The following is a 26263-nucleotide window of genomic DNA, read 5'->3' on the forward strand; positions in this document are numbered from 1 at the left end:
CGGGCTGTCCTGTCCGGGAGTGCCGCCGCCCCGGGCGTCGTCAAGCGGCGCGTTGGGCGGTACGGAGACGGGCCGCGTACGCGGCCGGCGCGTCGACCGGAACCCGGCGAAGTCCACCGACCATGACGGACTCCAGTTCGCCGGTGCGGATGAGCCCGAAGCACGTGGTCCGGCCGATGCGGAGGCGACGGGCGGCCTCTTTGACGGTGAGGAAGACGAGGGTCTGGTCGTCGTCGGCGGGGATCTCGGGGGTCTCGTGTTCGTCCACGGCTCACTCCTGTGAGGCTGGTTTCAGGGACAGGTGCCGCCGCACAAACCGCAAAATCCGCAGAAATACCGGGGATGGCCGTTGACCTGCGGTGTTGTGGTGTGTGGGTGGCGGTGGGTGGTGCTCCGCAGAAACCCGCGATATTCCGCAAAAATCAGGGGCGTCCGTCAGGCCGGTCCCCGGGGTGGGGTGGTGCTCGGTTTTTTGCGGAATATCGCGGGATTGTGCGACGGGCCCCCTCGCCGGTGCGGGCGGGAGTCCCGTTGCAGGTCAGCGGGGTGTCCGGGCTTTTCTGCGGATTTTGCGGTTTGTGCGAGAGGGGCTGTGCGCGCCGACAGGGTCAGCGACCGCTCTGTCGTAGGGCGGGGTGGACCAGGATGCGGGGCGCCGGGGGACGTCCGCGCTTGCCGGTGCGTTCGGGCTGGTAGGACCGCAGATAGCCGTGGTCTTCCAACAGGGCGAGGGCGGGTTCCAGGTCAGCGACGGTGGGGACCTCGCTGCGGGACAGGACGGTGAAGAGGTCCCGTCGGCTGACGTCCTCCCACCGGTTGTCCCTGAGCGCTTCCAGGACGCTGCGGGCCCGGCCCTGTACCGGGTCGGCGCCCATGGCGTCGAACACGGCGAGGGCATGGGCGGTGTAGTACTCCCCCAGCTCGATTGCCGCGTTCATGGTCGCCTCGGTCACCGGGTGGGCGTAGCCGTTGCCGCCGTGTTCGGCGAGGTGCAGCAACGCGGCCATGCGGGCGGTCGCTCCTACGAGCTTCCCGGCCCAGTCGTTGATGTGGCCCAGCGTCCCGCCGCGCTCCTTGAGCCGCGGTTCGACCCGTTGCTGATAGGCGATCAGGGCCGCGTCCGCCTCGGGGGTGAGCTGGATGACGGCCGGGTCCGTCCAGTCCGCGAGGGACAGGGTGAGGTCGATGACCCTCGCGGCGTAGGTGGCGGCCGTCTGCTCAGGGACCGGGTCGGTGATGACCTTCCGTTCACCGACCGTCGACACCGGCAGCGAGTACAGGAAGCGGCCCAACAGGCCGCGCCCCTTCCCGCCCTTGATCTTCCCCATGTCGACCAGCACATCGGGCTGAACGGCCAGTCCCATGGTCAGGGCGGGGGCGTCCACGTACTCGCGGCGGGTCTGCCGGTTCACCCTCAACCGGCCCCCGGCGTGACCCTTGAGGAAGACCTCCATGTTGGGAGCTCCCGAGTAGCGGCCCGCGATGATGTCGAAGATGCCGCCCTCATCGCTCATCACCGACAGCCGCCCGCCTTGTTCCGCGATCAGCGAGGTGACCGTCTCCGGTGTGGAGTCGTCGGCGAGCAACAGGGGTTCGGCCGGCACGGTGAGCGTGTCGGCGGTCTGCGCAAGACCTATGGCGGTCTTCACCATCTCGTCGCGCTTGTCGCCGTCGGCGGACGCGGCCTTGGCGGTCGCCTTGTCCGCCGCCTCTTTCGCCAACCGCGCCGTCAGCTCCGCCTCGACGATGACCGGCTTCATAGCGGCTTTGAGCTGCTTTTCCGCCTCATAGAGCGGGTTGGTCAGCAGGGAGAAGACGGCGGACTTGCGGTTGCCGGGCGGGAGCGCGACCACCGTGTAGAGGTTGGTCGGCTCGCGCCAGTTCCCGCGTACGTGGACCACCGACCGGCCACCGGCCGCCGTGGCGAGCACGGCCAGCGCAATCGATCCTGCGAGGTCCACGGGGGTCTGCGTCTCTTCCGCGACGGCCGTCACGAACTCCCCCAGCCAGGTAGGGAAGACACGGGCTGGGAACGGGGGACGCTCGCGGCGGCCGGTGAGGGGAATGGGGTCCTCCCACACCTCCGGTGCCGTGTCGTCCTCGCCGGGCGGGTCTTCCAGGGTGGGCAGTCCGCCCCATAGGTCGGGGCTGTCCACAGGCTGTGGAGTCATGAGACGGCCCTCCCTTCGGCGGTGGTGGTGTGGGGGCAAATGCCGACGATGACGCGAGCGGTCAGCCGGGTGACAGCGGCACGGCCCCGGGTGCGTTCGTGGTGTCCGCAGGCGCACAACCAGTCCGCAACGGGGATGCCCTCGCACTGGACTTGGAGCCCTGGGGTGATGCCGGTGACGGTGACCCTGTGCGGGTCAGAACCAACGGCAGAAAGGACGCCCTTGCGGGCGGCGACCTTCGGTTCGCCCACGCGCGGCCGTGGCGGGGGCTGTATGGCGCCCTGAGGGCCGTTCGTGGGGGTTCGGGATGCTTTGTTCATGCTGCGCGCTCCACAGCCGTCTCAAGGCCGTTGGCGACCGCGCGGCGCGCGTATGCCTCGGGGACGCCGACGGAGACGGCGGCGGTCACGATCTCCTCGCCGATCGCCGCGAGGCCGCACGGTCCCGGGCATGCGGTGTGCTGTGCGGCAAGGAACCGGGCGACACCGAACGCCTGCGATCCGGCGCCGGATTCGGTGCGGGCCCGTACGAGGGCGAGGCCGCGTTCCAGTCCGGTGCGGACATAGGCGCCGGTGTGGCGGCACCCGGTGGCAACCTCTCGCGACCAGGGGGCGCGGGAGGGGAGAGAAGAGGCCACCCCGCGCCGGGCGGGGGTGGTGTCTTCCTTCACGACCAGGGTGCGCACGGCCTCCGCGAGGGGCACCATACGGCCGGTCCCGGGTCCGAGCCAACGGGCGTACTGGGCAAGCGACTTGACGTCAACGCCCGGGCGGACCGCGTTCGATGACGGCATGGTGCCCAGGTAGAGCCAGTGCTCGCCGCGCGTGGTCGGCACGATCCGGGTGGCAGGCAGGGTCTCGCGGGCCCAGTCGACGGCTCCCGTGTTGTCCAGGTCCACAACCGTCAGCCCGGCCCCTCCGGGGTGGTAGGCGATCGCGACCGCCTCACGCCACACCGTCGCCCACGCGGGCGAGGTGATCACGTGCGGGTCGGTGGTGGCGGCGGCCCACGCGTGGCATGGCGCGGGGCACCGGCAGGGCCCGGCCGCCTTCATGTGGGGGCGTCCGCCGCACGCGTTGTCCTTGCAGGTGCGGCAGTTGCCGAACGGGACCTTCCCTGCCCGCAGGGGCAGGACCGGGACCCCGGCCGCCGCGAGGGCGAGGGCGGTGTGCAGGTGACTCCCGTCCGGGTGATTCCCGTCGACGGGGCGCCGGGTCGTGCCGTCAGGTGTCATGCTGTTGGTCTCCTGTTCTGCTACGTCGGGATACGGAGACCGTGGGCGGCGGGCTGTCCTGTCCGGGAGTGCCGCCGCCCACGGGCAGAGCTAGAAGGGCGGTTCGTTGCTGTAGCCGTCCCGCGCCCACGGGTCACGGCCGCCGTCGCGGCGACGCAGCCACTGGGGCCGACGCGGCAGGGGGAGCAAGGCCCAACGCCGGGACTCGTTCCAGCACCCGCAGGGCTCCCAGTCGGTACCGGCGTACTCGCCGGTGTGGTCGCCGTAGTCGTACTCGAAGCCGCCCTCGCCCTCGCAGTCGCGGCAGTCGGGGCGGGGTGTGTCGGTCAGGATCAGGGCCCGGCGAGGCCAGTGGGCGACCTGAATGCGCAGTCGGATCACGGGTGTTGATCTCCTTCGGTCAGCCGTAGAACTTGTTCCGCTTGATCACGGCCTTGCGAATGTTGACCGTGGTCCCGCCCCGGTGGCCGCTCGCGCTGAACACCTGCACGGCGACCCAGCCGCCAAAGATGACGGCGGCGAGGATGATGAGCTGGTGAATGAGCGCGGCGAGTGCGGCGATGAACGTGGTCAGCAGCACGAGACCGCCGCACACGGCGCCGAACCCGATGCCCCCGAGGGCGATGTTCACCGCCACCCGCGACACGACCGGCTTGGCGACCACCGGTTCGGGCTTGGCGGGTTCGAGGGCGTAGCCGGTGACGACGCGGCCGTCGGGCAGAACGATGCTCGTCACGGCCGGGATGGTGCCGGGTTGTACGGGAACGAGCGGCGCGGCGGGCAGTACCGGGGCAAGCGGTGTGGGGTGGTGGACTTCCACAGCCGCCCGCTCGTGTCCGGCCGGACGGCCGTACGCGGTGGGTTCGTTCACGGTGCTGGTCTCCCTTCTAGCGGCCGATGTCGGCGAGGGCGCCGGTGACGGCCGTGACGAGCTGGTTGACGGTGTCGCTCGCGTCGGTGGCGGCGAGGTAGAAGCCGAAGAGCGCGGCGACGACGGCCGCACCGGCACCGAGCGCGCGGAAGCGCAGCAACGCGGCGAGTGCGGCGGCGAGCAGCAGCACGAGGGGGATGGTGATGACCACGGGTCCTCCGGGAAGGGGTCAGCGGGTGCCGGCGCGGTAGGTGCGCGCGGCGCGGTTGTAGATCCAGCGGCCGACGCGTATGCGCTTGCCGGTGGCGTCACAGCGGCGGCAGTCCTTGCCGCGCTTGGTCCGGCCCTTGCGGTCGGTCTTGAAGCCGTGGCCCATGCCGTGGCAGCGGCGGCAGTCGCCAAACGGGCTCAGCCAGCACTTGACGCTGTAACCGAACGTGACGGCGAGCAGGCAGGCGATAGCAAGGAGGGGAAGGCTCATCAGGGGCCTCTCAGGCGGGTTTTCGGGGGTTTCCGCAGGTGGGCCGCTATCTGCTAGCGGCCTGATCAGGGGCGGTTTTGGTCGCTAGCAGGGTTGCTACCGGTAGCGACGCATGCCGCTACCGGTAGCAGGCTGTGAGACCTATCCGGCGTCCCGCTTTTCGTTGCGCTGCGTAATCGCGGTGGCGATGTCGTCGCGCTTGATGCCGCGCTTGTTGACCTGTTCGCCGTCGATGCGTCGGCTGATCTGCATGGTGCCGATGCCGAACGGCTTGAGGGCGGCGGTGAGCGCTTCGGCCTTGGGCTTGGGCTCCAGTTCGGCCCACGGGCCGTAGACGTCGGGGCGCAGGTCGGCGAGGCGGTCGACGATGGTCTCGGACCACGCCTTGGCCTCGCCCTTGCCGAGCACGGCCGCGACGTCGTCAAGGATCGTGGCGGACACCTCGGGCGCCGGGGCCTCACCGGCCGCGTCGCCGGTCAGCGTGCCTTCCGCCTCTCGCAGCGCGGCGGCGCGGGTCAGGATGCGGTCCGCGTCGCGGCCGTCGGCGAGGTAGGTGCGCACGATCCCGGCATCGTCGGACATGCCCTTGAGCAGACCGACGCCTTTGTGGGACTTGAGCAGCTTGGACGCGTCCAAGCCCTCCGAGTACGAGCCCGCACCGAGGATCGTGTCGGACACCTGGTAGGCGCCGACCCGCAGCGCGAACCGGGCCTGATGCTGGTCACGCAGCTCGGAGGGGCATGCCTTGTCGTCCGGCTTCTGCGTCGCCGTCATCACGGAGACACCCACCGCGGGGGCGACCCGGGCGAGGTAGACCATGAGCGACAGGATCTCCTTGCCGTGCTCGGGGTGGGTCAGGTACTCCTGCACCTCATCCACCACGAACAGGGTGAGCGGCATGTTCAGCTTCTTGTCCCGGCTGATCTCCGGGGTGAGTTTGCCCTCCGGGCAGACGTGCAAGGGGAGTTCGGAGAGCCGGTGGTAGCGGTCCTCGACGTCCGCCTTGAGTTCCCGCAGCGAGGTGAGCAGGTGCTGAACCGGGTCGAACCCGTTCTTGGGCACGATGCCGAACCCGATGCGGTGCGCGACCAGCGCGAACTTGCGCCAGTCCGGCGACGCCTTGCCGTCGAACACGTACAGCCTGACGTACGGATCCAGCGCGGCGGCGAGCGCGATCGTGCGGGCTGAGAACGTCTTGCCCTGACGCGGCACGGCGCCGACCAGCAGCGACAGCCACAGCATCGTGGCCATAACCGGGTTGCCGCGCTCGTCGACACCCCACGGGAACGGCTTCCAGAAGTCCACCCTGGTCGCGCCCAACAGCGGGGACTTGCCCGACGGGACGGCGAGAGGGTCACGGTCGGCGATCCAGTACGACACTCGCCGCCCGCTCGTCTCGTCCTTGTCCAGGAAGAGCTGGGTCGGCGCGATGTCCATACCGGAAGCGAGCCGGGCGTGAGCCTTCACCGCGTCCTCGAACGTCTTGCCGTACGGCAGATCCACCACCACACGCCAGCCGTCACCGTCCCGGCCGATCGGCCGGGGGAAGGCGATGGTCTGGTCTTTGGTGGTCAGCCCGGACGCCTCATGCGCGCGGATGACGATGTCACTGGACAGCCGCCGCTTGCGGAACGTCACCTTGGCCATGTCGATCAGCGGCCGATCGGCCGGCGCGCCGACCGCCCCGAACGTGGTGGTCAGCGCGGCCATGGCCAGCAACAGCAGCCAGGACGGGGCCATGACGTACAGGGTCAGCGCGGCGGCGAGGCCGACCAGGGAGGCGATCGCGGCCACAATGCCCCGCAGGCGTACGCGGTCGTTACGCTGCCGCGACAGCTTCAGGTACTCCGCCGCGTCCTCGTTCGCCACCGACGCGAGCCGGAGCGACTTGCCCTCCGCGTCGAACACCCACCGGCCGACCGCCGTCGACCAGCGCCACGCCCCGCGCGGCGAGTACCACAGGATCTTCGGGGTGTAGATGCAGGGCAGGCGAACGGCGTGGTAGCCGACCACAGCCGAGTAGTGCCGCACCGCCCACTTGCGCACGGCCGTTCGCTGGTCAGGCAGCTTGACCCAGTCCGGCAGGACCGGCAGACGGGCCTTGTCCTTGGCCTCCATCCACTCCGCGACCGAGGGCGGGTAGACCTCGCGCGGCGGGTCCACCGGCGCCCCGTCGGTCAGCCCTTCGGCCTCCGGGTCGTCGGTGTCGGGGAGTTCGGCCTCCCACTCCCCCGGCTTCACCACACCCTCGCCGGTGGACGTGGGCGAGTCGGCGGGGGCGGTCTTCTTCAGCGGGAACGGCAGCACTTCGGCCGTCCGTTCGTCGGTGCTCTCCGGGTTGTCCGAGGGCGGGAACTCGGGGTTTTCCGTCACGATGTACGCACTCCTTCGGGAGTCGAAGGGTCCGGCCGTCTTGCTGTGGAAGGTGGGCGGCCGGACCCGGGATGCAAGGTGGTTCACGCGGCGCGCTGTTCCTCGGGGTAGGCGCAGGTCACGCACATGCCGAGCGTGGGCGGGATGACGTATCCGGCGTCCCGGTGGCACTCGGGGCAGCGGCGGCGGGCGGCATTGGCCTTGGCGAGGGCCGCCCACCGTGCCGGGGTCATCGGCCGCACCGGCAACGCGAGGTCGACCCGGTACAGGTACGCGGTCAGCGGTCCCCGACGGCGACGCGGGCGCAGGATCTGCGCCGCGATGTTCTGACCACCCGGGCGCAGTCCACGGATGCGGAGTTGACGGCGGGTGGCCAGGCCGTCCGGGGCCAGGCGCCAGGGGTAGGTGGGGATACCGAACTTGGTGCCGTCCGGGTCCCAGAACCGCACGCTCACGCCACGCGCTTCCACGCGGCCCGCAACCGGACCTCGGAGGCGGAATGACCGGCCTGGCGAAACCGGGCAGCCATCTCGCGATACGACAGGGCGGGCGTCTCGCTGTGCGTGATCTCGTCGACCAGTGCGTCAAGCGCCGCGTCGGTGAGCGCCGGGCCCGGCTCCAAGGAGAGCGCGGCAACGGGCTCGACAGGGCCCCACACGGGGAGCTCCCAGCGGGGTGTGACGTCGGGTGTGACGCGGCTCGTCACGCTGGTCAGGGCCCTGCCGGTGTCCTCGCCCTGCCGCGTCTCTTCCAGCGTCGACCACGCCCTTGAGAGGGTCTTTGCGGTCTTGGCCTGTACGCGTGCGACGCGGGCACCGGCCCCCGTCACAGCGGTCAGCCGGGTCTCCTCGGTCGCCGCGTCCGCCCGCAGCCGGGCACGCGCCACGGCCGCCTCATCCCGCGCTTCCTGCTGAATGCCCCGGATCGCGTCCAACGCGACCGGGGTCAGCGCGGTGCGCTCCCACAGCCCGTGAACCAGCCACAGCGCTTTGGCCGCGATCGGCAGCCACGCCACGGCCAGCCACGCGCCGGCCGACTGTTCGGCGGTCAGGGCGTGGGCGACCAGGACACCGGCCGCGATCAGACCGAAGAACCAGCCGACGCCGGTGACGACGCGGCTGTGGTCGCCCTGCGCGGCGAGGCGGCGTTCGTAGGCGAGGGTGGCCAGCCATCCCCCGTCGATGCCGAGTCCGACGACCAGGGCGACCGGCCACGGCACGGCCGTGCCCAGCCACATCATGACCACGGCCAGGGTGAGCACCATGGACACCGCCGTCATGGCGACGGCGGGCAGTACGGTCTTGGCCTTCATGCCGCTTCCCCCGTCCCGGACCGCAGGCCGCGAGCGGCACGCAGGAAGGGCACCGTGCGGGTGAGCGCGTCGGCGTACAGGGCGTCCCAACCGGCGATCTCGTCACCGGCCTCCGCCTCCGCTCGCAGGTCGGCGAGGACGTCACGGGCCGCGTCCTCACGGGCGGCCCGCTCGCTGTCCGTCTCGAACTCCAGCGGGCCCCGGAACAGGTCGATGTCGATACCGAGCGCCAGTTCCGCGAACTCCAGGTCGCCGAACGCCTTCTGACCGGCGACGAAAGTGCGCATGCTCATGGTGGGTCTCTCCTTGGATACGTCGGGATGCGCGGGGCGGTCGGCTGTCCTGTCCGGGAGTGCGACCGCCCCGCGAAGAACGGGGGTGAGGGGACTAGCTGATCTGCACGTGGCCGCTGGTCACACGGCGGCGGACGTTCAGGTGACCGGCGCCGGTGACGCGGACGCTGCCGGAGGTGGCGTTCACGGACAGACGGCCGCTGGCCTGCGAGGTCGCGGCCATGCGGACGTTGCCGGAGGTGAGGTTCAACCGGGCGCAGTGACCGCTGTAGGCGCCGACGTTGACGCTGCCGGACGTGAGGTTGAGGTCCAGCGGACCGCTCACCTCGCCGACGATGACGCTGCCGCTGGTGACCGTGGCTTCCAGGTCGCCGACGCGGTCAGCGGTCAGCATGCCGGAGGTGCCGTCGTACTCCAGCCGGGCCAGCGTGCCGGTGACGACGGTTTTCGCGCTGTTGGTGCTGATCGCGGCAACCGACTTGGCGGGCAGGTGGATCGTGGCGGTGATCGGGGTGACCGCGTCCCCGGCCGGGCCGGTGGCGGTGACCTCGCGGCCGTTGATGAACACCTTGCCGCCGCCGTGGCCGGTGATGTGGAGGTTGCCGTTCACGATCTGCACGCCGTTGCCGCCGGAGAACGTCATGGTGCTGTTGCCCATGCGGATCGTGGTGCTCCCGCCGATCCCACCGGCCATGTCGGGGACGCGGACCCTGAGGTTCTGCCCGGTGAGGCTGACGGTGGTGTCGCGGATCGCGTCGGCGGACGGGCCGGAGGTCGCCTCCGTCGTCAGCACCATGCGCGCCTGCTTCAGCGTCGGGTCGACGACGACGCGGATACTGCCGGTGCTCATCGTCAGATCCAGGGCGATCGGGCCGACGACGTCCACGGGGATGATGCGCTCGGTCATGGGCTACTGCTCCTGACTGCGTCGGGATAGGAGACCGAGCACGGCGGGCTGTCCTGTCCGGGAGTGCCGCCGTGCTCGGTAAGCAGGCCAACGCCGCAAGAAGCGGCGGGCCAAGTACCCCGGGCGAGATCCGATCTCGCGCCCTCACGGCTGGATACCGGGGCCGACGGACCTCACCCGGCCGTCACGGGGGCGGGGTCGAGCCCCGCCAATCTCAAGCACGCTGTTGAGTTCTCAAAGAACAGACGCTGCCTTCGTACTCACCCCTGCGGGCTTTCCTCCGGACGTTGCAGTACCTGTTTTACAGGTACTGCATAGGGATCCGTCAAGTACCTCGACGGAACGTCTTGTGCTTCGCGCCGGGACTTCTTGGCGCACAATCAGAATCGCCCCAGGTCAGGGGACTTGGTCACCCCCTACGTGGACACCTCAAGGACGTCCGGATACCTTCAAGAGGTCCCAAGACGTCCCACCGGGGGTGCAGATGTCCAACGAGCGTTTGCGGTCTGCCTTGTTGGCGAGCGGCATGACGATTCAGGCGCTGGCCGAAGAGATCGACGTGAACCCGAAGACCGTCGAACGGTGGATCACCAAGGGGAAGGTTCCGTACCGGCGACACCAGTACGCGACGGCCGCAGCGCTCAAGGTCGACGTCACGACGCTGTGGGAGGACTCCCGGACTCAGGAGTCAGCGGCTGACCTGAGCAAAGCCGAGATCACGGCTGTCTACCCGCATCGGCACGTCGTGCCGTCAAGCCTCTGGCGCGAGATGTGCGAGCGGGCCACCGAGCGCATCGACATTCTTGTGTACGCCGGTATCTACCTGGCGGAGGACCCTCTCTTCTTCTCGACCTTGAAGGAGAAGGCCAAGAGCGGAGTCCGCATCCGAGTACTCATGGGCGATCCGGAGTGCGAAGCCGTCATCCGACGCGGGATCGACGAAGGGCACCGCATCATGGGCGGCAAGATTCGGAATGCGCTGGTCAACTATCGTCCGCTGTTCACGAGCCACCCCGAAATAGCCTTTCGCCTGCACGACACAGTGCTCTACAACTCGATTTACCGCGCCGATGACGAGATGTTGGCCAACACCCACGTGTACGGCATCGGTGCCTACATGGCGCCCGTCCTCCACCTGCGGCGACTCCCCGGAGGCAGTCTGTTCGACACCTTCGCCAACAGCGTTCAACAGACCTGGGAAGGTGCCAGGCCAGTAACCGAACTCGACATCATGGGAGCTTGAGCATGGGACGCATCGACTACTTGCACGACCCGGACGCCCCGCCGGCCAACTCGGTCGTTCCCTCCGTCGTCGCGTTCGTGCAGAACGACGCGGGCCAGGTGCTGATGATCCAGCGCTCCGACAACGGTCGGTGGGCACTACCTGGTGGCGGCCACGACGTGGGCGAGTCGATCAGTGACACGGTGGTGCGGGAGGTGTGGGAAGAGACCGGCATCAAGGCGGAAGTCGTCGACATGTCCGGGATCTACACCGACCCCGGCCACGTGATGAAGTACGACGACGGCGAGGTCCGGCAGCAATTCAGCATCTGTTTCCGCGCGCGACCGATCGGCGGCGAGGTGCGTACGAGCAGCGAAACAACGCAGGTCCGCTGGGTCGACCCAGCGGACCTGTCGAAGTTGGACGTCCACCCCACCATGCGCCTCAGGATCGAGCACGCCATGGACCGGACCCGCCCCGTTCCCTACATCGGCTGACGCTTCGCGGCGGCGACTCGTTCGAGCACACGCGAGGTACTCGCGAGGATCTCCGGTTCGGCGCGACGGATGAACGTACCGATCAGGCTGTCTGGCCCGTAGCGGCCAGCGATCTCGTTGACGCGGTCCACGGGATTCGTGGGCGTCCCGTCCGGAGTCGTGTTCATGTCGCAGTAGCAGAGAGCGTCATTGAGTTCAGCGCTCTCTCTCGGGAACTCGCCCTCAAGTTCCTCGCGCAGCCCCCGGGCGTCCGCTTCCATCCACGAACAGGAGTGGTGGGCGACGAGGTGCACGACCCGCGCATCAGCGTCCGCGACATCCCGGAGGTAGCGGGCCCCGTCAAGCGGGTGGAATCCCGTCTTGGCGAGGTCCGGTGCGTAACCGATGTCGTGCAGGACCGCAGCCGCCTCCAACAGCTCCGCGTCCGCGCCAAGGATCGGCGCCAGCGTGCGTGCGCGCTCAGCGACTCCGACCGAGTGCTTCCAACGACGCGGCAACGGGTCGGCAAGCAGCGATTCGGCGAGCGGGTAGGCCCACTCCGTCAGTCCCGTCACAGTGCGGAACTCTCCTCTCGATTCGGCAGGGCCCGCACGGTCCGTGCCTTGCCCTGCCCCCCTCCGGACAGCCACCCTGCGGCTTCCAGCTTCTCCAGCGCCTTGGTCACCGTCGGACGCGAGACGTCGAACCTCTCGCACAGTGCGGAAGCGCTGGGGAAGGTTGCCCCGACCTCAAGGCCGTCATCCTCGAAAACGTCAGTGAGCCGTTCCGCGAGGGGTCGGCGGTCGGTTCGCTGTCCTTCCCTGACCACACGCCAGCGTCCGCCCGGCACTGGCTCCGCAGCGCCTTCCTGCTGAAGCACCGCGAACGCCCGGAGAACCACCCCTCGCGAGACTCCGTGATCATTCATGACCGCCGCGACCGATGGCACTTCTGCCATCTCTGGGTCCGCGTCGATCTGCGCCTTGAGTAGACGCGCGATCTTCTGAAAAGTCCCGCGCGGGCTTGCTTGCTGCGACACTCACCCTCCCTGTCCGCGTCTCCCGCCGTCAGGGTCTAGCCTGCCATGCTGAGCGTCCGGACGGAGCGCCCCGAGGGCTGAGTCTTCCGGCCCTGCACTCCGCCCCTGAGCAGGCACGATCCGCGCCCGCTCCGTCTCAGTTTCCGTCTCGTTCGTAGCCGTTCGCGGCCGTTCAAAGCCGTTCGCCGTGCCCCTTTGGGCCAGGCATCCGTACGGGTCTGAACACTGCTGAACGAGCCCGGATCATGCGCTGACCAGCCCGGACAAACCTGCAAAGCGAGTTACGCGGGTTCGATTCCCGCCACGGCCTCCGTAGTGGAGTGCAGGGGCGGCATCTCGTTCGAGGTGCCGCCCCTTTCGCTGTGCGGGGTCCTAGGCTGGCGGCGGTAGTGGCCGTGAGTGAGGAGTGCGGGCGTGGTCGACAGTGTGGCGGGAACTCCCTTTCCTGACGTCCTCGGGGCCGATCAGGTGCCCGCTCCGCACGCGTTGCTCGAGCCGGTGCTCGGGTTTCTGGGGGTGTGGCGGGGTCGGGGCCGAGGTGGGTATCCGACGCTCGACGACGAGTTCTCGTACGCGCAGGAAGTCACGTTCAGCCACGACGGTCGCCCCTTCCTGCGGTACGAGGCGCGGGCCTGGCTGCTCGACGGTGACGGGGCGCCGTTGCGGCCCGCCGCGCGGGAGAGCGGGTGGTGGCGGTTGCAGCCGGACGGCCGGGTGGAGGCGCTGGTCACTCAGCCCACCGGCATCACCGAGATCCTGGTCGGGCAGGCCGGAGAGGGTGCGGTCGATCTCTCCACGCACGCTGTGGCGCTGACCCCCACCGCCAAGGAAGTGACCGCCACCCGCCGCCGCTACACCCTGGCCGGTGAGGACGCTCTGACCTTCGTCCACGACCTCGCGGCGGTCGGCCAACCCCTGCAGCACCACCTCTCCGCGACCCTGCGACGCGCAGCCGGTCAGAGCACCCCGCCCGCCTCGTCCTGGAACAGCTCCGTCCAGTAGTGCCAGTCGGCGTCCGTCGTCGTGCCCGTCGGGTCGATGGTGGAGAGGGCGCGGACCATCGTCTTGGCGACCTGGACGTACAGGGTGTTGGTCAGCTCGTGGGCGAGGGACTCGTCGATCTTGCGTTCCCGGTGCAGGAGCCAGAGGGTGAAGGCCAGCGTGGAGATGTCCGTGTTCAAGGGGTGGAGCGTCGCCTCGCGCTCGCTCCAGTTCAGGACCGCGCCCGTCGCGCCGTCGACCACCAGGGTGTTGTCCTCGATCAGGTGGCCCAGGACGATCAAGTGGTCGGCCCGGGGCGGGAGTGCGACCAGCCGGTCGGTCTGGTGCTCCGTGAGGGTGGGAAGCGGTGCGTCGGGGTCGGTGTGGAAGAGGACGCCGTCCTCCGGCAGTCCCGTCTCGGCCAGGAAACGGCGGGTCGGGGCATGGGTGAGGGTGGACGGGAAGTCGATGTCCTCGAAGCGGGCGACCCGGTTGCGGCCGAACTCGTGGTCCAGCAGGCGCGGCGGCAGGTCCAGGGCCAGGCCGGAGTCCGTGCCAGGGCCCGCGACCAGGGCCAGGGGGCGGATCAGGGCCGCGATCTTCCAGAACGTCGGCACATCGCCTCCCGTGCCCTCCTCGAACACCGTCAGCAGCTGGCGGGTCGCCTCCTCCACCGCCGTAGGGCCGAAGCGGCCGGCGTAGGCGGCGAACTGGCCGCGTACCTCGGTCAGTTCGTCCGTGGCCGTCGCGAAGCGCACCAGGGTGGGGAGGGAGGGGGCCAGCGGGGTGCGGTCCATCAGGTCGGGGCGGGCGTGGAAGAACGCCGTCGTGGAGACCTCGCCGGTGGCCCCGTCGAGCAGCACCGACTCCCGCTCCCTGCCCCGCAGGTCCGTGAGTCCGCCTATCACCAGCTGGTCGCGCAGCTCCTCGCTGAGGCGTCCGCCCGGGTCGGCCGTGGAGTCCGCCACCGTCCGCAGACCCGCACGGCGCAGCTCCTCGAAGGTGAACAGGTCGCCGGCGGCGGGCAGTCCGGGGCCGCTGAGCCAGCGGCGGGTCAAGGCATGCGTGATGTACGGGTGCAGTTCGTCCTCGGTCAGTCTGATCGCCGTGACGGCGGTTTCGGTCGTGCTCATGGCTCCCCCGTGTGCTTCGTTCGCAGTCCCCTGGCCGGGCACGGCACGGCGAATCCGCCGGGTCTGCGCTCGTCCCCCACTGCTCGAAACACTACGCGCCACCACTGACAACGCCCCCGTACCAAGGAGACGTCAGAGCACCCTCGCGCGTTCCCGCCCCGCGAGAATCGCCTCCACCGTCTGTGCGGGCGTCAGTCGGGAGGTGTCCAGCCACAGGCCGATCCGCGGAGTCGACTCCCGCAGCGCCTCGTCCAGCGCCGCGACCGTCCAGGCCGCGTCGCCGTAGCCCGTCTTCGCCCGGCCCGCCTCCCGGGCTGCGACCGTCTCCGCGTCCGGCGCCAGGACCACGACGTACAGGGGCCGGGTCCGGACCATCGCGACGTACGCCGTCAGGTCCTCGCCCAGCACGACGTCCTGTACGACGGCCGTGAAGCCGGCCTCCGCGTACGCGTCCGCGGTCGCCGCCGACAGCCGGTGGCGCAGGCGCAGTTGAGCGAAGGCGTCCGCCGAGGCCCCGGGTACGTACTCCGCGCGCCCCGACACGATCATCCGCCGGAAGACGTCACCGCGGACATGGGCCGCCCGCGGCAACCGCTCCGCCAGCGCCTGCGCGACCGTCGACTTCCCGGCCGCCATCACGCCGGTGACGAGGACGACCCCGGTCACGCGAAGTAGACCCCGCCCACCACGACGACGATCGCCGCCACCACGAACAGCAGGATCCACAGTGCCAACTTGCCCAGTCCGGGCGGGGGTTCGTACTCGCGGGGCTCCTGCCCGGGCGTACTCATCGGTCCACCACCACCGCGGCCTGCGGGCGGATCGGCAGCCGGTTCACCGGGCGGCCCGTGGCGGCCCGTACGGCGGAGGCGACGGCCGCCGGTGAGGTGACCACCGGCACCGCGCTGGCCGCCTTCGCACCGAACGGCGCGACCACGTCCCGCTCCTCGACGAGCTTGACGATCCGGATGTCCGGCGCGTCCAGGGCCGTCGGCAGGGCGTACCCGGTGAGGTCGGGGTGGCGGATCAGCCCGCGCGCGGTGCGCAGGTTCTCCGTCAGCGCTATCCCGACGCCCTGGGTGACGCCCGCTTCGATACGGGCCTCCAGCTGGGCCGGGTTGAGGATCCGGCCGACGTCCTGGGCGAGCGCCAGCTCGACCACGCGGACCGAGCCGAGCTCGATGTCGACGTCGACCACCGCGCGGATCGCGCAGAAGGCCATGCCGACGAACGCGTCACCCTGCCCGGCCTCGTTCAACGGCTCCGTCGGGTGCGGGCGGCACTGGGCGGTCGCCCAGAGCTCCTTGCCGTCCATGGCCTCGGTGACGGTCGTCGACAGGACGCCGTCGTACGAGGTGATCTTGCCGTCGGTGATCTGGAGCAGCTCGGTGGACATGCCGAACTTGTGCGCCAGGGGCTGGAGGAGTTGCGTGCGGACCATCTTGGCCGCGCGTTCCACCGCACCGCCCGACACCCAGGTGTGACGGCCACGCGCGCCCGCGCCCGCGGGAGGCTGGTCCGTGTCGACGGGAGCGACGTGCACCTCGTCGATGCCGAGGGTCTCCTGGACGATCTGACGGGCCAGCGTGGTGAAGCCCTGGCCGGTCTCGACGGCCGCGCAGAGCACCGTGGCGACGCCGTCCTGGACGCGCACGGTCGCCGTGGAGACCTCGTCCGCGCCCTCCGCGCCGAGCATGTGCACCATGCCGAGGCCGTAGCCGACGCCCCGGCGGATCGCGCCCGGTTCGCCCGCGCCCTCGGGACCGCCGGGCAGCAGCCACTCGTCCTCAGGGGTGTCCTTGGGGAGCGCCGGCAGGGGGAAGTCGCGTACGGCCTGCAGCAGTTCGGCCACCGGCGCCGGGCAGGTCACCGTCTGGCCCGTCGGGAGAACGTCCCCCGTGGCCAGTACGTTGCGCAGCCGCAGCTCCGCCGGGTCGATGCCCAGCTTCTTGGCCAGCTTGTCCATCTGCGCCTCGTAGGCGGCGCAGACCTGCATCGCGCCCTCGCCGCGGACATGGCCGGACGGGGGGTTGTTGGTGCGGACGGCCCAGCCCTCGATGAAGGCGTTCGGGACGACGTACGGCCCGCAGGCGAAGCCCACGGCGGCCGCCAGGGCCTCCGCGGAGGTGTCGGCGTAGGCGCCCCCGTCGAGCAGGATCTGCGCCTCGACCTTGACCAGCTTGCCCTCGGCGTCGGCGTGGTGGCGGTATCTCAGGAGCGTGGGATGACGGTGCACATGGCCCAGGAAGGACTCCTCGCGCGTGGCCGTCAGTTTCACCGGGCAGCCCGTCTTGAGCGCCAGAAGGCCGAGCGGGAGCTGGAAGCCCTGGTCCTCGCGGTCGGCGGTGGCCCCGGGGACGCCGGTGACGACGACCTTGACGCGCTCGGGCTCCAGGCCGTAGCAGGCGGCGGCGGTGTCGCGGTCGGTGTGCGGGTCGGTGGAGGCCAGGTAGAGCTCGACGCCGCCGTCGGGGCGGGGCACGGCGAGACCGGCCTCGGCGCCGATGGGAGCGGGGTCCTGGCGGCCGATGCGGTACTGGCCCTCGACGATGATCTCGCCCACCGCGTCCGGGTCGCCGTGGTGCAGCGGGATGTGCCGCACCAGGTTGCCGTCGGGGTGCAGGGGCTCCGCCTCGAAGGACTGCTCGGGGTCGGTGACCGGGTCGAGCACCTCGTACTCGACGATGACGGCGGCCGCGGCCATGCGCGCGGTGTCGGGGTGGTCGGCGGCGACGGCGGCGATGGGCTCGCCGTGATGGCGTACGACCTCGGAGGCGAAGACCGGACGGTCGGCCCTGCCACGGCCGTGCACCGGGCTGCCGGGAACGTCCTCGTGGGTGACGACCGCGCGGACGCCGGGCATCTCACGCGCGTGGGAGGTGTCGATGGACACGATGCGCGCGTGCGCGTGGGGCGAGCGCAGGACGGCGGCCCACAGCAGGCCCTCGGCCCACAGGTCGGCCGCGTAGGGGAAGGTGCCCTCGGTCTTCGCGCGCGCGTCGGCGGGCGGCAGGGAGACGCCGAGGCCGTGCGGAATCGGCTCGGGGGCGGGTGCTGCCTCCGCGGCGGTGGTCGCGGTGGCGGCTTCGTTGCTCACGCCTGGCCTCCGTCCTGTCCCTGTCGGTACGCCTGCTCATGGGCGCCGGGGGACCCGTGAGCCTCGAACGCCGACGGGTTGACGCCGCCGGCTCCGGGGCCCGCCTGATGCGGAATACGTGGTTCGTCGGCGTCCGACTCAGCGTCGCCCGCCGCGTGGGCCTCGCGCTCGGCGACGACCTCCTTGACGGCGTCCACGACGCCCCGGTAGCCGGAGCAGCGGCAGAGGTTGCCGCACAGCGCCTGGCGGGTCTCCAGCTCGGTGGGCGCGGGGTTGCCCTCCAGCAGGTCGTGCACGGTCATCGCCATGCCGGGCACGCAGAAGCCGCACTGCACGGCGCCGCACCGGGCGAGTGCCCGCTGCACGTCCGAGGGCCGGCCGTCCTCGGCAAGGCCCTCGACGGTACGGACCTCGCTGCCCGCGGCGGTCACGGCGGGCACCAGGCAGGAGGCGACGAGCCGCCCGTCGACCTGGACGTTGCACGCCCCGCACTCGCCCTGCGAGCAGCCGTCCTTGGCTCCGGCGAGCCCGAGCCGCTCACGCAGCACGTAGAGCAGCGACTCGCCGATCCAGGCGTCGGTGACGGGGCGGTCGACGCCGTTGACGCGCAGGACGTAGGAGGCGAGGGGGTGTTCCTCGCCGGGGTGCGCGGGGGCCTGGTCGTCGGGGTTCTCGTCGGCGTCGCCCGTGTGCCCTTCGGCGGCCTCCGGCCCCGGTTCGTCCTCGCCGTCGGCCGGGGCGTGCTCGGCGCCGGGCTCGGCGGGGCCGTCAGCGGCTTCTACGGCCTCTCGGGGGCCGTCGGAGGCCTCCGGGGCCACCGGCGCCTCGTCGGTGCCGGGAGTGGGCTGTGAGGCGGCTGCGGAGGCGGCGTCCGTGTAGGGCTCGGCGGAGTCGTGGGCCGGCTCGCCGGGCTCGGCGTGCGGGTGCGCGTCGCCGTCCGTCACGGCGTGCGGGTCACCGGCTGGTCCGCCGTGTCCGTCGTCGGCCGCGCCGTCCGCTCCGTCACCGGCGGGCACGTGCGCGTGGCCGTCGTCGGCCCGACCGTCATGACGGTCACCGAACGCCCCACCGCGCCCGTCGCCGAAAACAGCCTCGTGTGCGTCGCCGAAGGCACCGTCGCCGTGCGGCACGTGCGCGTGCCGTTCCCCGGCCGGTTCGCCGTGCTCGGGTCCCGCTCCGGCACCGCCCTGGGTCTGGTCCCCCCACGGCTGCGCCGGCTGTGTCGCCCAGGGCGCGGCCGCTCCGCCCGGGAGGGTCGCCGGCGGGGTGCCGCCCCACTGCTCGACCAGGGACGACGTGGTGAACTCGCCCGATTCGTCCGGGAGGTCGCCGCCGGCGACGGGGATCGACCACTGCCCGGTGACATCGTGGCCCGGCGCGGGCGCGGTGTCCGCGGTGTCCTGGACGGTCCACTGCTGGGTCGCTGCGGGGTCGTACGTGAACTGCCCGGTCTGCCCCGGCGGCACCGGATTCGGGTCGGGCCAGCCGGAGCCCTCGGCCGGTGCGCCCCACGCGCCCGTGCCCGCCGGATCGGTTCCGTCGCCGGATGCGGCCGTTATCTGCGGCGGCACATAGCCCTGACCGCGCGCGGCGAGCGGGCTGTCGGCGGAGGCCAGGAGGGCGTCGATGCCCCCTTCGGGGAGCTTCACGAAGGCCGTCGCGCCGTCGTCGTAGTCGCCCTGAGGCAGCGGGTCCCAGCGGCCCGCGGCCCGGGGCGTGCCCTCGCCGTGCTGGTCGTCGGTCACGAAAGTGCCCTCCCCAGAGCTCGTCGGGCCAGCGCGGCGACGGTGCGCCGCAGGTGCAGTACAGCGGGCGGATGCTGCGGTACGGAGCCGTCCGGGGCCGGCGCCGGATCAGGGATGCAGGCCGCGGCGACGTACTCGCCGAAGGCCTCCAGGGCCTCCGGGACGATCGCGCGGCTGTTGTCCCAGTCGATGAGCCGGGCGACCCACTGCTCGGCGTCCAGGGGCCGCAGCGGCATCGGTGCTATGGCACCGACGGCGCACCTGACCCCGCGCCGGGCCGGGTCGAGGACCAGCGCGACGGAGGCCATCGCGCGGCCCGGGCCGGTGCGGCCGGTGACCTTGAGGAAGACCTGCGGCGCGTGCAGCAGCGGCACCCGCACGAAGCCGATCAGCTCTCCCGCACGCAGCATCTCCATGCCGGCCAGCAGGTGCGAGACCGGCATCTCCCGGCGGGCTCCGTCGGGGCCCGCGATGATCAGCGTGGCTTCGAGGGCGGCGAGGACGGGCAGCGCGTCACCCGTGGGGGCCGCCGAGGCGATGTTGCCGCCCAGGGTGCCCGCGTTGCGGATCTGCGGCGGACCGGCGGCGCGCGCGGCGGCGGCGAGCGCCGGGATGAGGGCGGCGAAGTCGGGGCGGCCCATACGCGCGTGCGTGAGTCCCGCGCCGAGCAGGGCGTGTCCGTCCTGGTACTGCCAGCCGCGGATCTCGCTGATCTTGCCGAGACCGACGAGGGCGGCGGGCCTGAGCTGCCCGGAGTTGACGGCGGCCATCAGGTCGGTGCCGCCCGCGACGGGCACGGCCGCGGGCATGGCCGTGAGGGCCGCCACGGCCTCGTCCAGAGTCGTGGGCAGCGTGACGGCCTGCGCCTGCGGTGCGTGCGTGGTCAACCCGGTGCCCCTTCCCGCTGCCCCACCTGGTCCTGCTGGTCCTGCCTGTTGCTGCCGTACGGTACGTGCTGACAGGGCGGACGTGGCAACTCTGGCACATCTTCGGGACACCCGAAGACAGGGGTCCACTAGGAGGCGTTCGGCGGCTTTCGCCCGCCCCATCAGGGAGATGGTCCGTTTTCGTACGGCATCACCGACAGATACCGATTGACACTCTTCGGTGACCCTTGAGGCCCCTTTTCCCCTTACCTGTTCGGAGGCGTCCCCTCGATCGGGCGACCGAGCACCCCGGGCCGCTTCTGCCACGGCAACGGTCCCGTCGGCGGCCGGTAGCCGACGCCCAGGGCGTCGAGCAGCTCGTAGTGGGCGGCCATCCGCCGCTCGAAGTCCGCGAAGTCCCGTTCGGCCGGGGCGGGCAGAGCGCTCCAGGCCACCTCGGCGAAGGCCGTGAGCCGCGGGAACGCCTGGTAGTCCACGCGCGCGTGATCCTCCATCGCCTCGGTCCACAGGTTCGCCTGCGTGCCGAGCACGTGCGCTGCCTCGGCCGAAGTCAGCTGCGGTGGAACGGGTTCGAAGCGAAACACGTCCTCCAGGGTGCGGACGTAGCCGATCGGCACCGGCTCGTCCGCACCGGCGTCCTGACGGTGGTCCAGGTACACATACTGCTCGGGGCACATCACGACGTCGTGGCCGGAGCGTGCGGCGGCGATCCCGCCCTCGTAACCGCGCCACGAGGACACGGCCGCCCCTTCGGCGAGGCCGCCCTCCAGGATCTCGTCCCAGCCGATGAGCCTGCGCCCGCGCGCGGTCAGCCACTTGTCGAAGTGGCCGATGAACCAGGACTGCAGCTCGTCCTCGTCCGCGAGACCGAGTTCCTCGATCCGGGCCTGGACCGAAGGCGACTCCCGCCACTGCTCCTTGGCGCATTCGTCGCCGCCGATGTGAATGAACTCGGAGGGGAACAGCTCCAGCAGTTCCTCGAACACGCCCTCGTAGAAGCGAAGGGTGTTGTCAGTGGGGGCGAGTACGTTCAGGGAGATGCCCCAGTTGTCCCAGACCGACAGGGAGGTCGTGTCGATGACGTCGGTGTTGCCGAGTTCCGGGTACGCGGAGATGGCGGCCTGCGAGTGTCCGGGTACGTCGATTTCGGGGACGACGGTGATATGCCGCTCGGCCGCGTAGGCCACGATCTCCCGGATGTCGTCCTGGGTGTAGAAACCGCCGTGCGGCTTCTCCTCCCACAACGGGGAGGCCCAGTGGCCGAATTTGCTACGCGCCCGCCATGAGCCCACCTCGGTGAGCCGGGAGTACCTCTTGATCTCGACCCGCCAGCCCTGGTCGTCCGTCAAGTGGAAGTGGAACACGTTGAGTTTGTGCGCCGCCATCAGATCGAGGTAGCGCAGGACGCCGTCCTTGGGCATGAAGTGCCGGGAGACGTCGAGCATGAGACCGCGCCAGCGGAATCGCGGGGCGTCCTCAACCGTGAGGTGCGGCACGCTCCAGGAGCGGTCGCGGTCGAGGGGGGCCTTGCGATAGGCGTCGGGGCCGAGGAGTTGCCGCAGCGTCTGGGCGCCCCAGAAGACGCCCGCCGCGCTGCCGCCCTCGATGAGGACACCGGTCTCGTCGCTGACGAGGCGGTACTCCTCCGGGCCGAGTCCCGAGGCGAGTCGGAGACCGATGCCGTCGCCCTCGGTGTCGTCGGGTTCGCGGCCCTCGTGCAGCGGCAGTCCGGTGGCCTGCCACAGGACACCGCGCAGCCAGCGGCCGACGCCCTCGGTGCCGGTGCCGGCGTAGAGCCGTGAGTAGGCCGTCAGCCGCACCTCGCCGGAACCGGCGACAACACGGCGGGGCGCCGGAATCAGTTCTGCCAATGAAGTCACGTCAGTCCTTGACCGCTCCGCCCAGCCCCGAGACCAGGCGTCGCTGTACGAGTACGAAGAACACCAGTACCGGAATCGTCATCACCGTCGACGCGGCCATGACGCCGCCCCAGTCCGGCTCGTCCGGCTTGTAGAAGACCAGCAGGGCCATCGGCAGCGTCGACTGCGAAGTATCGCTGATGATGAACGACTTGGCGAAGAGGAAATCGTTCCAGGAGGAGATGAAGGAGAACACGCTCGTGGCCACCAGGCCGGGCAGGACGAGCGGGAACAGAATCTGCCACAGGAATCGCGCGCGGCTCGCCCCGTCGATGTACGCGGCCTCCTCCAGAGCCTCCGGTACGGCCTTCACGAACCCCCGCAGCATCCAGATCGCGAAGGGCAGCGAGAAGGCGATATGGGGCAGGATCAGCGAGCCCAGCGTGTTCAGCAGACCGAAGTCCCGCATCTGGAAGAACAAGGGGATGGTGAGGGCCTCCACGGGCACCATCTGGGCCACCAGAAACATGATCAGCAAGGTGGTCCGGAAGCGGAAGCGGAATCGCGTCACCGCCGTCGCCGCGAGAAACGCGATCAACGCCGAGACGATCACGACACTGCACGCCACGACAAGGCTGTTGACGAAATACCGACCGAAATCCTGCTGCCCGAACACCCGCCGGAAGGAATCCAGCGAGGGCGCGAGCGTCCAGGGCCTGGGCTCGGTCGACTCGATCTCCCCGGCCGGCTTGAAGGCGCTGAGCACCATCCAGTACAGGGGGAAGGCGACGACCAGGGCGATGAGCAAGGCCGAGGCCTCCGCGGCCAGCCGGCAGGGGCGCCGTGGACGATTCAGCCGGGGAAGATTCAGCCGGGCAAGATTCTGCCGGGGAAGATTCACAGTGCCGCCCCCTGCCGGCGCAGCAGTCGCAGGTACACCAGCGTCACGGCGAGCAGGATCAGCAGCATCACGACTCCGATCGCCGAGCCCAGGCTGTACTGCGAGGAGGCGAACGCCTGCTGGTAGGCGTAGACGTTCAGGACGAGGTTCTGGCCCGCGATCCCTCCCCCGTTGGTCATGACGTAGATCTGGGTGAACACCTTGAAGTCCCAGATGACCGACTGGATGGTGACGACGGTCAGGATCGGCCGCAGCATCGGCGCGAGCACCGACCGCCAGATCCGCCACTGCGAGGCCCCGTCCAGGGAGGCGGCCTCCAGCACCTCGGCGGGCACGGCGCGGATCCCGGCGTACACGGTGACCATCACGAACGGGAAGGAGCACCAGACGACTTCGAGCAGGACGAGGAAGAACGCGCTGAGTCGGCCGTACGTCCACGAGTGCTCGCCGAGCCCCAACAGCCGGTTCACCGGGCCGAAGTCGGGGTCGAAGAGGAAGAGCCAGACCGTGGAGCCGGTCACCGCCGGAGTCGCCCACGCCCCGAGCGCGGCCAGCATCAGCGCCAGCCGCGGCACGGCACGCACGCGCGTGAGCAGCACGGCCAGCGAGCACCCGACGGCCAGCGTCGACACCACGCAGGCAGCCGCGAACAGCACGGTGGCCAGCAGCACCTGCCAGAACTCCGGATCGGAGAACAGCGCGGAGTAGTTGCCGAGCCCTTCGAAGGTGGTCGGTTCCCCGCCGCTGACCTGGGCCTGGGTGTAGTGGAAGACCGAGATCAGCCCGAGCTGGTAGATCGGGTAGAGGAGCAGCCCACCGAGGACGACGAGTGCGGGGGCGAGATAGAGCCAGGGGGCCCGGGTGGTGCGGTTGGTCACCGAGGTCACCCGACGGATCCGAACGCGTCGTCCATCTTCTTCGCGGCCTCCGAGGAAGCCCTCGACACGCTCTTCTTGCCGCTGATGACCTCCTGGAACATGGTCGGCAGCACCAGCGAGGAGTCGATCTGCGACCACCCCGGTGACGCGGGCACGAACTTCGTCCCCGCGGCCAGGGTCTGCGCGAACGGCTTCACGTACGGCGCCTTCGCGGCGGCCTCGTCACGGACGTCCCCGAACGTCGGCAGGAACCCCATCGCGTCGAACATGGAGGCCTGCGTCTTCTTCGACGTGAGCGCCTCCATCAGGGAGACGGCCAGTGTCCGGTGACCCGTGCTCTTCAGCACCCCGATGTTGTTGCCGCCCGCGAACGCGGGAGCGATCGACCCGGCGGAGACCCCGGGCAACGGCACCACCGCGTACTCGCCGCTGACCTTGCCGGCCTCCACCGCCGTGTGGCTGAAGTCGCCCCCGATCGCCATCCCCGCCTTGCCCGCGGCGAACGCGGTGATCGTGTCGTTGCCGCCCATGCCGGCGCAATTGGCGGCGGGGCAGTTGTCGTCGCTGAAGAGCGAGGTGTACTCCTTGATGCCCTTCTGGGCCGCGGCACCGGAGATCGCGGAGACGTACGACCCGCCCTTGCCGGTGGCGAGTTCACCGCCGTTGGCCCAGATGAAGGGCATCGCGCCGTACGTGTAGGCGCCGCCGACGACGAGGCCGTACAACTCGGGCTTCGCGGCGCGGATCTTGCGGGCCGTGGTGGCCAACTCGGCCATCGTCCTCGGTACCTGGAGGCCGAGTTCCTTGAAGACGTCGGTGCGGTAGTACAGGGCGCGGACGCCGACGTAGAAGGGCGAGCCGTACACCTTCCCGTCCACGGTGACCGAGGTCTTCGCCGTGGGGTCGGTGTCCTTGGACTCGCTCCAGTCGCCGAACTCCTTGGTGACGTCGAGGAGTCCGCCGTCCTTCACATAGCCGGCGGTGTCGGTGTTGCCGTACTCCATCACGTCGGGCGCGGAGGAGGGGTCGTTGAAGGCGGCCTTGACGCGCTGGGCGCGGGTCTCGACCGGGATGTACTCGACGTCGACCTTGGTGCCCTTGTGGGCCTTCTCGAAGGCGGTGACGACGGAGTCGACGACCTTCTCCTTCGGCTTGTTGCCGACCTCCTGGAAGAGCCAGACGCGCAGGGTGCCGGTCTTGCCGTCCTTGCCGGGGGAGGAGTTGGTGGAGGTCTGGGGCGCGCAGGCCGCGACGACCAGGGCCGTCAGGAGCAGGGCGGGAAGGCGGGGGGAGAGCTTCATGGAGTGATCCTCCGGGCGCGCGTTGCAGTATATGCAATGACGATTTCGCTCAACGCAACGGAGGTTATGGGTTGCATGAACACGCCCACAAGAGGTCTCGACCAATTCGTGACACGCGAAGGGCACGCAGAAGGCCCCTGGGGGCGCGTCGCGACGCGCCCCCAGGGGCCCTGTGAAGCTCAGCCGGGCGGCAGTCCTACTTGTCGCCGCCCTTGTCGTCGTCCCCCGAGCCCATGGACTCGTAGATCTCCTTGCACATGGGACACACGGGGTACTTCTTGGGATCGCGGCCGGGCACCCACACCTTGCCGCACAGCGCCACGACGGGGGTCCCGTCGAGGGCGCTCGCCATGATCTTGTCCTTCTGGACGTAGTGGGCGAAGCGCTCGTGGTCGCCGTCGCCGTGGGAAGTCTGCGGCGTGGGCTCGACGAGGGTCCCCGTACCAGTCCCGCGCTCGGGCTCGAGAGTGCTCATAAGCCCAAGAGTACTGAAGCTCACATGGATCAGTTGAGCGAAGGGTCGTCCGGGTACGTGGCCACCATCGCCAGTTCGTTGCGCTGGCGGCGCAGCACCTCGCGCCAGAGTCTCTCCGGGGACGGGGAGGAGACGTCGCCGGGTTCCGACTCGACGACGTACCAGGCGCCGTCCACCAGCTCGTCCTCCAGCTGGCCGGGGCCCCAGCCGGCGTACCCGGCGAAGATGCGCAGGCTGCCGAGGGCCGAGGCGAGCAGCTCCGGCGGGGCCTCCAGGTCGACCAGTCCGATCGCGCCGTGCACTCTGCGCCAGCCCAGCGGTGCCCCGTCGACGGCCCCGCCGCCGGGGATGACGGCGACGCCCAGCGCCGAGTCCAGGGAGACCGGGCCGCCCTGGAAGACGACACCGGGTTCGCCCGCGAGGTCGGCCCAGCCCTCCAGGATGTCGCCGACGTCCACCGGGGTGGGACGGTTGAGGACGACACCGAGGGAGCCCTCCTCGTCGTGGTCGAGAAGGAGCACCACCGCACGGTCGAAGTTCGGGTCCGCCAGGGCGGGCGTTGCCACGAGCAACCGCCCTGTGAGCGAGGACACCTCGGTCATGCCAGACATGATCCCGCATCTTCCC

General features: G+C 70.4%; 29 protein-coding genes. 3 read left to right on the plus strand and 26 right to left on the minus strand.

Features of this window, described 5'->3' with window-relative positions:
- Positions 1-40: 40 nt before the first annotated feature.
- The 12 genes from AB0D34_RS41115 to AB0D34_RS41170 all read right to left on the minus strand — a co-directional run bounded on the left by AB0D34_RS41115 (position 41) and on the right by AB0D34_RS41170 (position 9642).
- Entirely contained in the window at positions 41-268 is a 228-nt protein-coding gene (locus AB0D34_RS41115; protein ID WP_362671797.1) for an excisionase family DNA-binding protein, read from the minus strand.
- Between the two features lie 340 nt (positions 269-608).
- Positions 609-2156 (minus strand): YfjI family protein, encoded by a 1548-nt coding sequence (locus tag AB0D34_RS41120; RefSeq protein ID WP_362671873.1) that lies wholly within the window; start codon positions 2154-2156, stop codon positions 609-611.
- A 331-nt stretch (positions 2157-2487) separates the two neighbouring features.
- Positions 2488-3405, minus strand: coding sequence for a bifunctional DNA primase/polymerase (locus AB0D34_RS41125; protein WP_362671800.1), 918 nt, complete (start codon positions 3403-3405; stop codon positions 2488-2490).
- 90 nt (positions 3406-3495) lie between these two features.
- Complete coding sequence (locus AB0D34_RS41130) at positions 3496-3786, minus strand: hypothetical protein (RefSeq protein ID WP_362671802.1); 291 nt, start codon at positions 3784-3786, stop codon at positions 3496-3498.
- A 19-nt stretch (positions 3787-3805) separates the two neighbouring features.
- Positions 3806-4276: a hypothetical protein gene (locus AB0D34_RS41135; RefSeq protein ID WP_362671804.1), complete on the minus strand. Its 471-nt coding sequence runs from the start codon at positions 4274-4276 to the stop codon at positions 3806-3808.
- A gap of 16 nt (positions 4277-4292) precedes the next feature.
- Positions 4293-4487, minus strand: a complete 195-nt coding sequence (locus AB0D34_RS41140) for a hypothetical protein (RefSeq protein ID WP_037710702.1) — start codon at positions 4485-4487, stop codon at positions 4293-4295.
- An 18-nt stretch (positions 4488-4505) separates the two neighbouring features.
- On the minus strand, positions 4506-4757 hold the full coding sequence (locus AB0D34_RS41145; protein ID WP_362671805.1) for a hypothetical protein: 252 nt from the start codon (positions 4755-4757) through the stop codon (positions 4506-4508).
- 141 nt (positions 4758-4898) lie between these two features.
- Entirely contained in the window at positions 4899-7130 is a 2232-nt protein-coding gene (locus AB0D34_RS41150) for a cell division protein FtsK (RefSeq protein WP_362671808.1), read from the minus strand.
- A gap of 83 nt (positions 7131-7213) precedes the next feature.
- Complete coding sequence (locus tag AB0D34_RS41155; RefSeq protein WP_362671809.1) at positions 7214-7585, minus strand: RRQRL motif-containing zinc-binding protein; 372 nt, start codon at positions 7583-7585, stop codon at positions 7214-7216.
- Positions 7582-8442, minus strand: a complete 861-nt coding sequence (locus AB0D34_RS41160) for a protein spdB (RefSeq protein WP_362671812.1) — start codon at positions 8440-8442, stop codon at positions 7582-7584. Before AB0D34_RS41160 ends, AB0D34_RS41155 begins: the two co-directional genes overlap by 4 nt.
- A complete protein-coding gene (locus tag AB0D34_RS41165) occupies positions 8439-8729 on the minus strand; it encodes a hypothetical protein (RefSeq protein WP_362671876.1) in 291 nt (96 codons plus the stop codon). The genes AB0D34_RS41160 and AB0D34_RS41165 overlap by 4 nt, the downstream gene beginning before the upstream one ends.
- 100 nt (positions 8730-8829) lie before the next feature.
- The gene (locus AB0D34_RS41170) at positions 8830-9642 is read right to left on the minus strand and encodes a DUF4097 family beta strand repeat-containing protein (RefSeq protein WP_362671814.1); all 813 of its coding nucleotides are present in this window, start codon (positions 9640-9642) and stop codon (positions 8830-8832) included.
- A gap of 484 nt (positions 9643-10126) precedes the next feature.
- Here AB0D34_RS41170 and AB0D34_RS41175 point away from each other — a divergent pair, with 484 nt between their 5' ends.
- Positions 10127-10885, plus strand: coding sequence for an XRE family transcriptional regulator (locus AB0D34_RS41175; RefSeq protein ID WP_362671816.1), 759 nt, complete (start codon positions 10127-10129; stop codon positions 10883-10885).
- Positions 10886-10887: 2 nt separating this feature from the next.
- Complete coding sequence (locus AB0D34_RS41180) at positions 10888-11361, plus strand: NUDIX domain-containing protein (protein WP_362671817.1); 474 nt, start codon at positions 10888-10890, stop codon at positions 11359-11361.
- Here the strand turns inward: AB0D34_RS41180 and AB0D34_RS41185 are convergent.
- Together AB0D34_RS41185 and AB0D34_RS41190 are read right to left on the minus strand one after the other, a co-directional pair.
- Positions 11349-11915 (minus strand): HD domain-containing protein, encoded by a 567-nt coding sequence (locus AB0D34_RS41185; RefSeq protein ID WP_362671819.1) that lies wholly within the window; start codon positions 11913-11915, stop codon positions 11349-11351. The two genes, AB0D34_RS41180 and AB0D34_RS41185, sit on opposite strands and share 13 nt — an antisense overlap.
- Complete coding sequence (locus AB0D34_RS41190) at positions 11912-12379, minus strand: GntR family transcriptional regulator (RefSeq protein WP_362671821.1); 468 nt, start codon at positions 12377-12379, stop codon at positions 11912-11914. Before AB0D34_RS41190 ends, AB0D34_RS41185 begins: the two co-directional genes overlap by 4 nt.
- A 414-nt stretch (positions 12380-12793) precedes the next feature.
- Here AB0D34_RS41190 and AB0D34_RS41195 point away from each other — a divergent pair, with 414 nt between their 5' ends.
- Complete coding sequence (locus AB0D34_RS41195; RefSeq protein ID WP_362671824.1) at positions 12794-13381, plus strand: FABP family protein; 588 nt, start codon at positions 12794-12796, stop codon at positions 13379-13381.
- On the opposite strand, the gene AB0D34_RS41200 is transcribed toward AB0D34_RS41195, so the two are convergent.
- The 12 genes from AB0D34_RS41200 to AB0D34_RS41255 form a co-directional block, all read right to left on the minus strand.
- On the minus strand, positions 13336-14493 hold the full coding sequence (locus AB0D34_RS41200) for an SUKH-4 family immunity protein (protein ID WP_362671825.1): 1158 nt from the start codon (positions 14491-14493) through the stop codon (positions 13336-13338). The genes AB0D34_RS41195 and AB0D34_RS41200 overlap by 46 nt on opposite strands.
- A gap of 132 nt (positions 14494-14625) precedes the next feature.
- A complete protein-coding gene (locus tag AB0D34_RS41205) occupies positions 14626-15159 on the minus strand; it encodes an AAA family ATPase (protein ID WP_362671828.1) in 534 nt (177 codons plus the stop codon).
- A complete protein-coding gene (locus AB0D34_RS41210) occupies positions 15156-15284 on the minus strand; it encodes a hypothetical protein (protein ID WP_260470535.1) in 129 nt (42 codons plus the stop codon). The genes AB0D34_RS41205 and AB0D34_RS41210 overlap by 4 nt, the downstream gene beginning before the upstream one ends.
- Positions 15281-17590, minus strand: a complete 2310-nt coding sequence (locus tag AB0D34_RS41215; protein WP_362671831.1) for a molybdopterin cofactor-binding domain-containing protein — start codon at positions 17588-17590, stop codon at positions 15281-15283. Before AB0D34_RS41215 ends, AB0D34_RS41210 begins: the two co-directional genes overlap by 4 nt.
- Positions 17587-19335, minus strand: a complete 1749-nt coding sequence (locus tag AB0D34_RS41220) for a 2Fe-2S iron-sulfur cluster-binding protein (protein WP_362671834.1) — start codon at positions 19333-19335, stop codon at positions 17587-17589. Before AB0D34_RS41220 ends, AB0D34_RS41215 begins: the two co-directional genes overlap by 4 nt.
- Complete coding sequence (locus tag AB0D34_RS41225) at positions 19332-20222, minus strand: FAD binding domain-containing protein (RefSeq protein WP_362671837.1); 891 nt, start codon at positions 20220-20222, stop codon at positions 19332-19334. The genes AB0D34_RS41220 and AB0D34_RS41225 overlap by 4 nt, the downstream gene beginning before the upstream one ends.
- A 245-nt stretch (positions 20223-20467) precedes the next feature.
- Entirely contained in the window at positions 20468-22093 is a 1626-nt protein-coding gene (locus AB0D34_RS41230; RefSeq protein WP_362671879.1) for a beta-N-acetylhexosaminidase, read from the minus strand.
- Positions 22094-22103: 10 nt separating this feature from the next.
- Positions 22104-22937, minus strand: coding sequence for a carbohydrate ABC transporter permease (locus AB0D34_RS41235; protein WP_362671881.1), 834 nt, complete (start codon positions 22935-22937; stop codon positions 22104-22106).
- Positions 22938-22978: 41 nt separating this feature from the next.
- A complete protein-coding gene (locus AB0D34_RS41240) occupies positions 22979-23869 on the minus strand; it encodes a sugar ABC transporter permease (RefSeq protein ID WP_362671840.1) in 891 nt (296 codons plus the stop codon).
- A complete protein-coding gene (locus AB0D34_RS41245) occupies positions 23866-25161 on the minus strand; it encodes an extracellular solute-binding protein (RefSeq protein WP_362671842.1) in 1296 nt (431 codons plus the stop codon). The genes AB0D34_RS41240 and AB0D34_RS41245 overlap by 4 nt, the downstream gene beginning before the upstream one ends.
- 196 nt (positions 25162-25357) lie before the next feature.
- On the minus strand, positions 25358-25636 hold the full coding sequence (locus AB0D34_RS41250) for a DUF3039 domain-containing protein (protein ID WP_123761082.1): 279 nt from the start codon (positions 25634-25636) through the stop codon (positions 25358-25360).
- Between the two features lie 29 nt (positions 25637-25665).
- Entirely contained in the window at positions 25666-26238 is a 573-nt protein-coding gene (locus AB0D34_RS41255) for a YqgE/AlgH family protein (protein ID WP_362671844.1), read from the minus strand.
- Between the last annotated feature and the right edge of the window lie 25 nt (positions 26239-26263).

Origin of the sequence: Streptomyces sp. NPDC048420 (assembly GCF_040651535.1) — a bacterium.
Classification (GTDB): Bacteria; Actinomycetota; Actinomycetes; order Streptomycetales; family Streptomycetaceae; genus Streptomyces.

Coding starts and splice junctions, on each gene's coding strand:
- AB0D34_RS41125 (WP_362671800.1), bottom strand. CDS start 3,405: ATGACACCTGACGGCACGACCCGGCGCCCCGTCGACGGGAATCACCCG.
- AB0D34_RS41145 (WP_362671805.1), bottom strand. CDS start 4,757: ATGAGCCTTCCCCTCCTTGCTATCGCCTGCCTGCTCGCCGTCACGTTC.
- AB0D34_RS41160 (WP_362671812.1), bottom strand. CDS start 8,442: ATGAAGGCCAAGACCGTACTGCCCGCCGTCGCCATGACGGCGGTGTCC.
- AB0D34_RS41165 (WP_362671876.1), bottom strand. CDS start 8,729: ATGCGCACTTTCGTCGCCGGTCAGAAGGCGTTCGGCGACCTGGAGTTC.
- AB0D34_RS41170 (WP_362671814.1), bottom strand. CDS start 9,642: ATGACCGAGCGCATCATCCCCGTGGACGTCGTCGGCCCGATCGCCCTG.
- AB0D34_RS41175 (WP_362671816.1), top strand. CDS start 10,127: ATGTCCAACGAGCGTTTGCGGTCTGCCTTGTTGGCGAGCGGCATGACG.
- AB0D34_RS41180 (WP_362671817.1), top strand. CDS start 10,888: ATGGGACGCATCGACTACTTGCACGACCCGGACGCCCCGCCGGCCAAC.
- AB0D34_RS41200 (WP_362671825.1), bottom strand. CDS start 14,493: ATGAGCACGACCGAAACCGCCGTCACGGCGATCAGACTGACCGAGGAC.
- AB0D34_RS41210 (WP_260470535.1), bottom strand. CDS start 15,284: ATGAGTACGCCCGGGCAGGAGCCCCGCGAGTACGAACCCCCGCCCGGA.
- AB0D34_RS41245 (WP_362671842.1), bottom strand. CDS start 25,161: ATGAAGCTCTCCCCCCGCCTTCCCGCCCTGCTCCTGACGGCCCTGGTC.
- AB0D34_RS41250 (WP_123761082.1), bottom strand. CDS start 25,636: ATGAGCACTCTCGAGCCCGAGCGCGGGACTGGTACGGGGACCCTCGTC.
- AB0D34_RS41255 (WP_362671844.1), bottom strand. CDS start 26,238: ATGACCGAGGTGTCCTCGCTCACAGGGCGGTTGCTCGTGGCAACGCCC.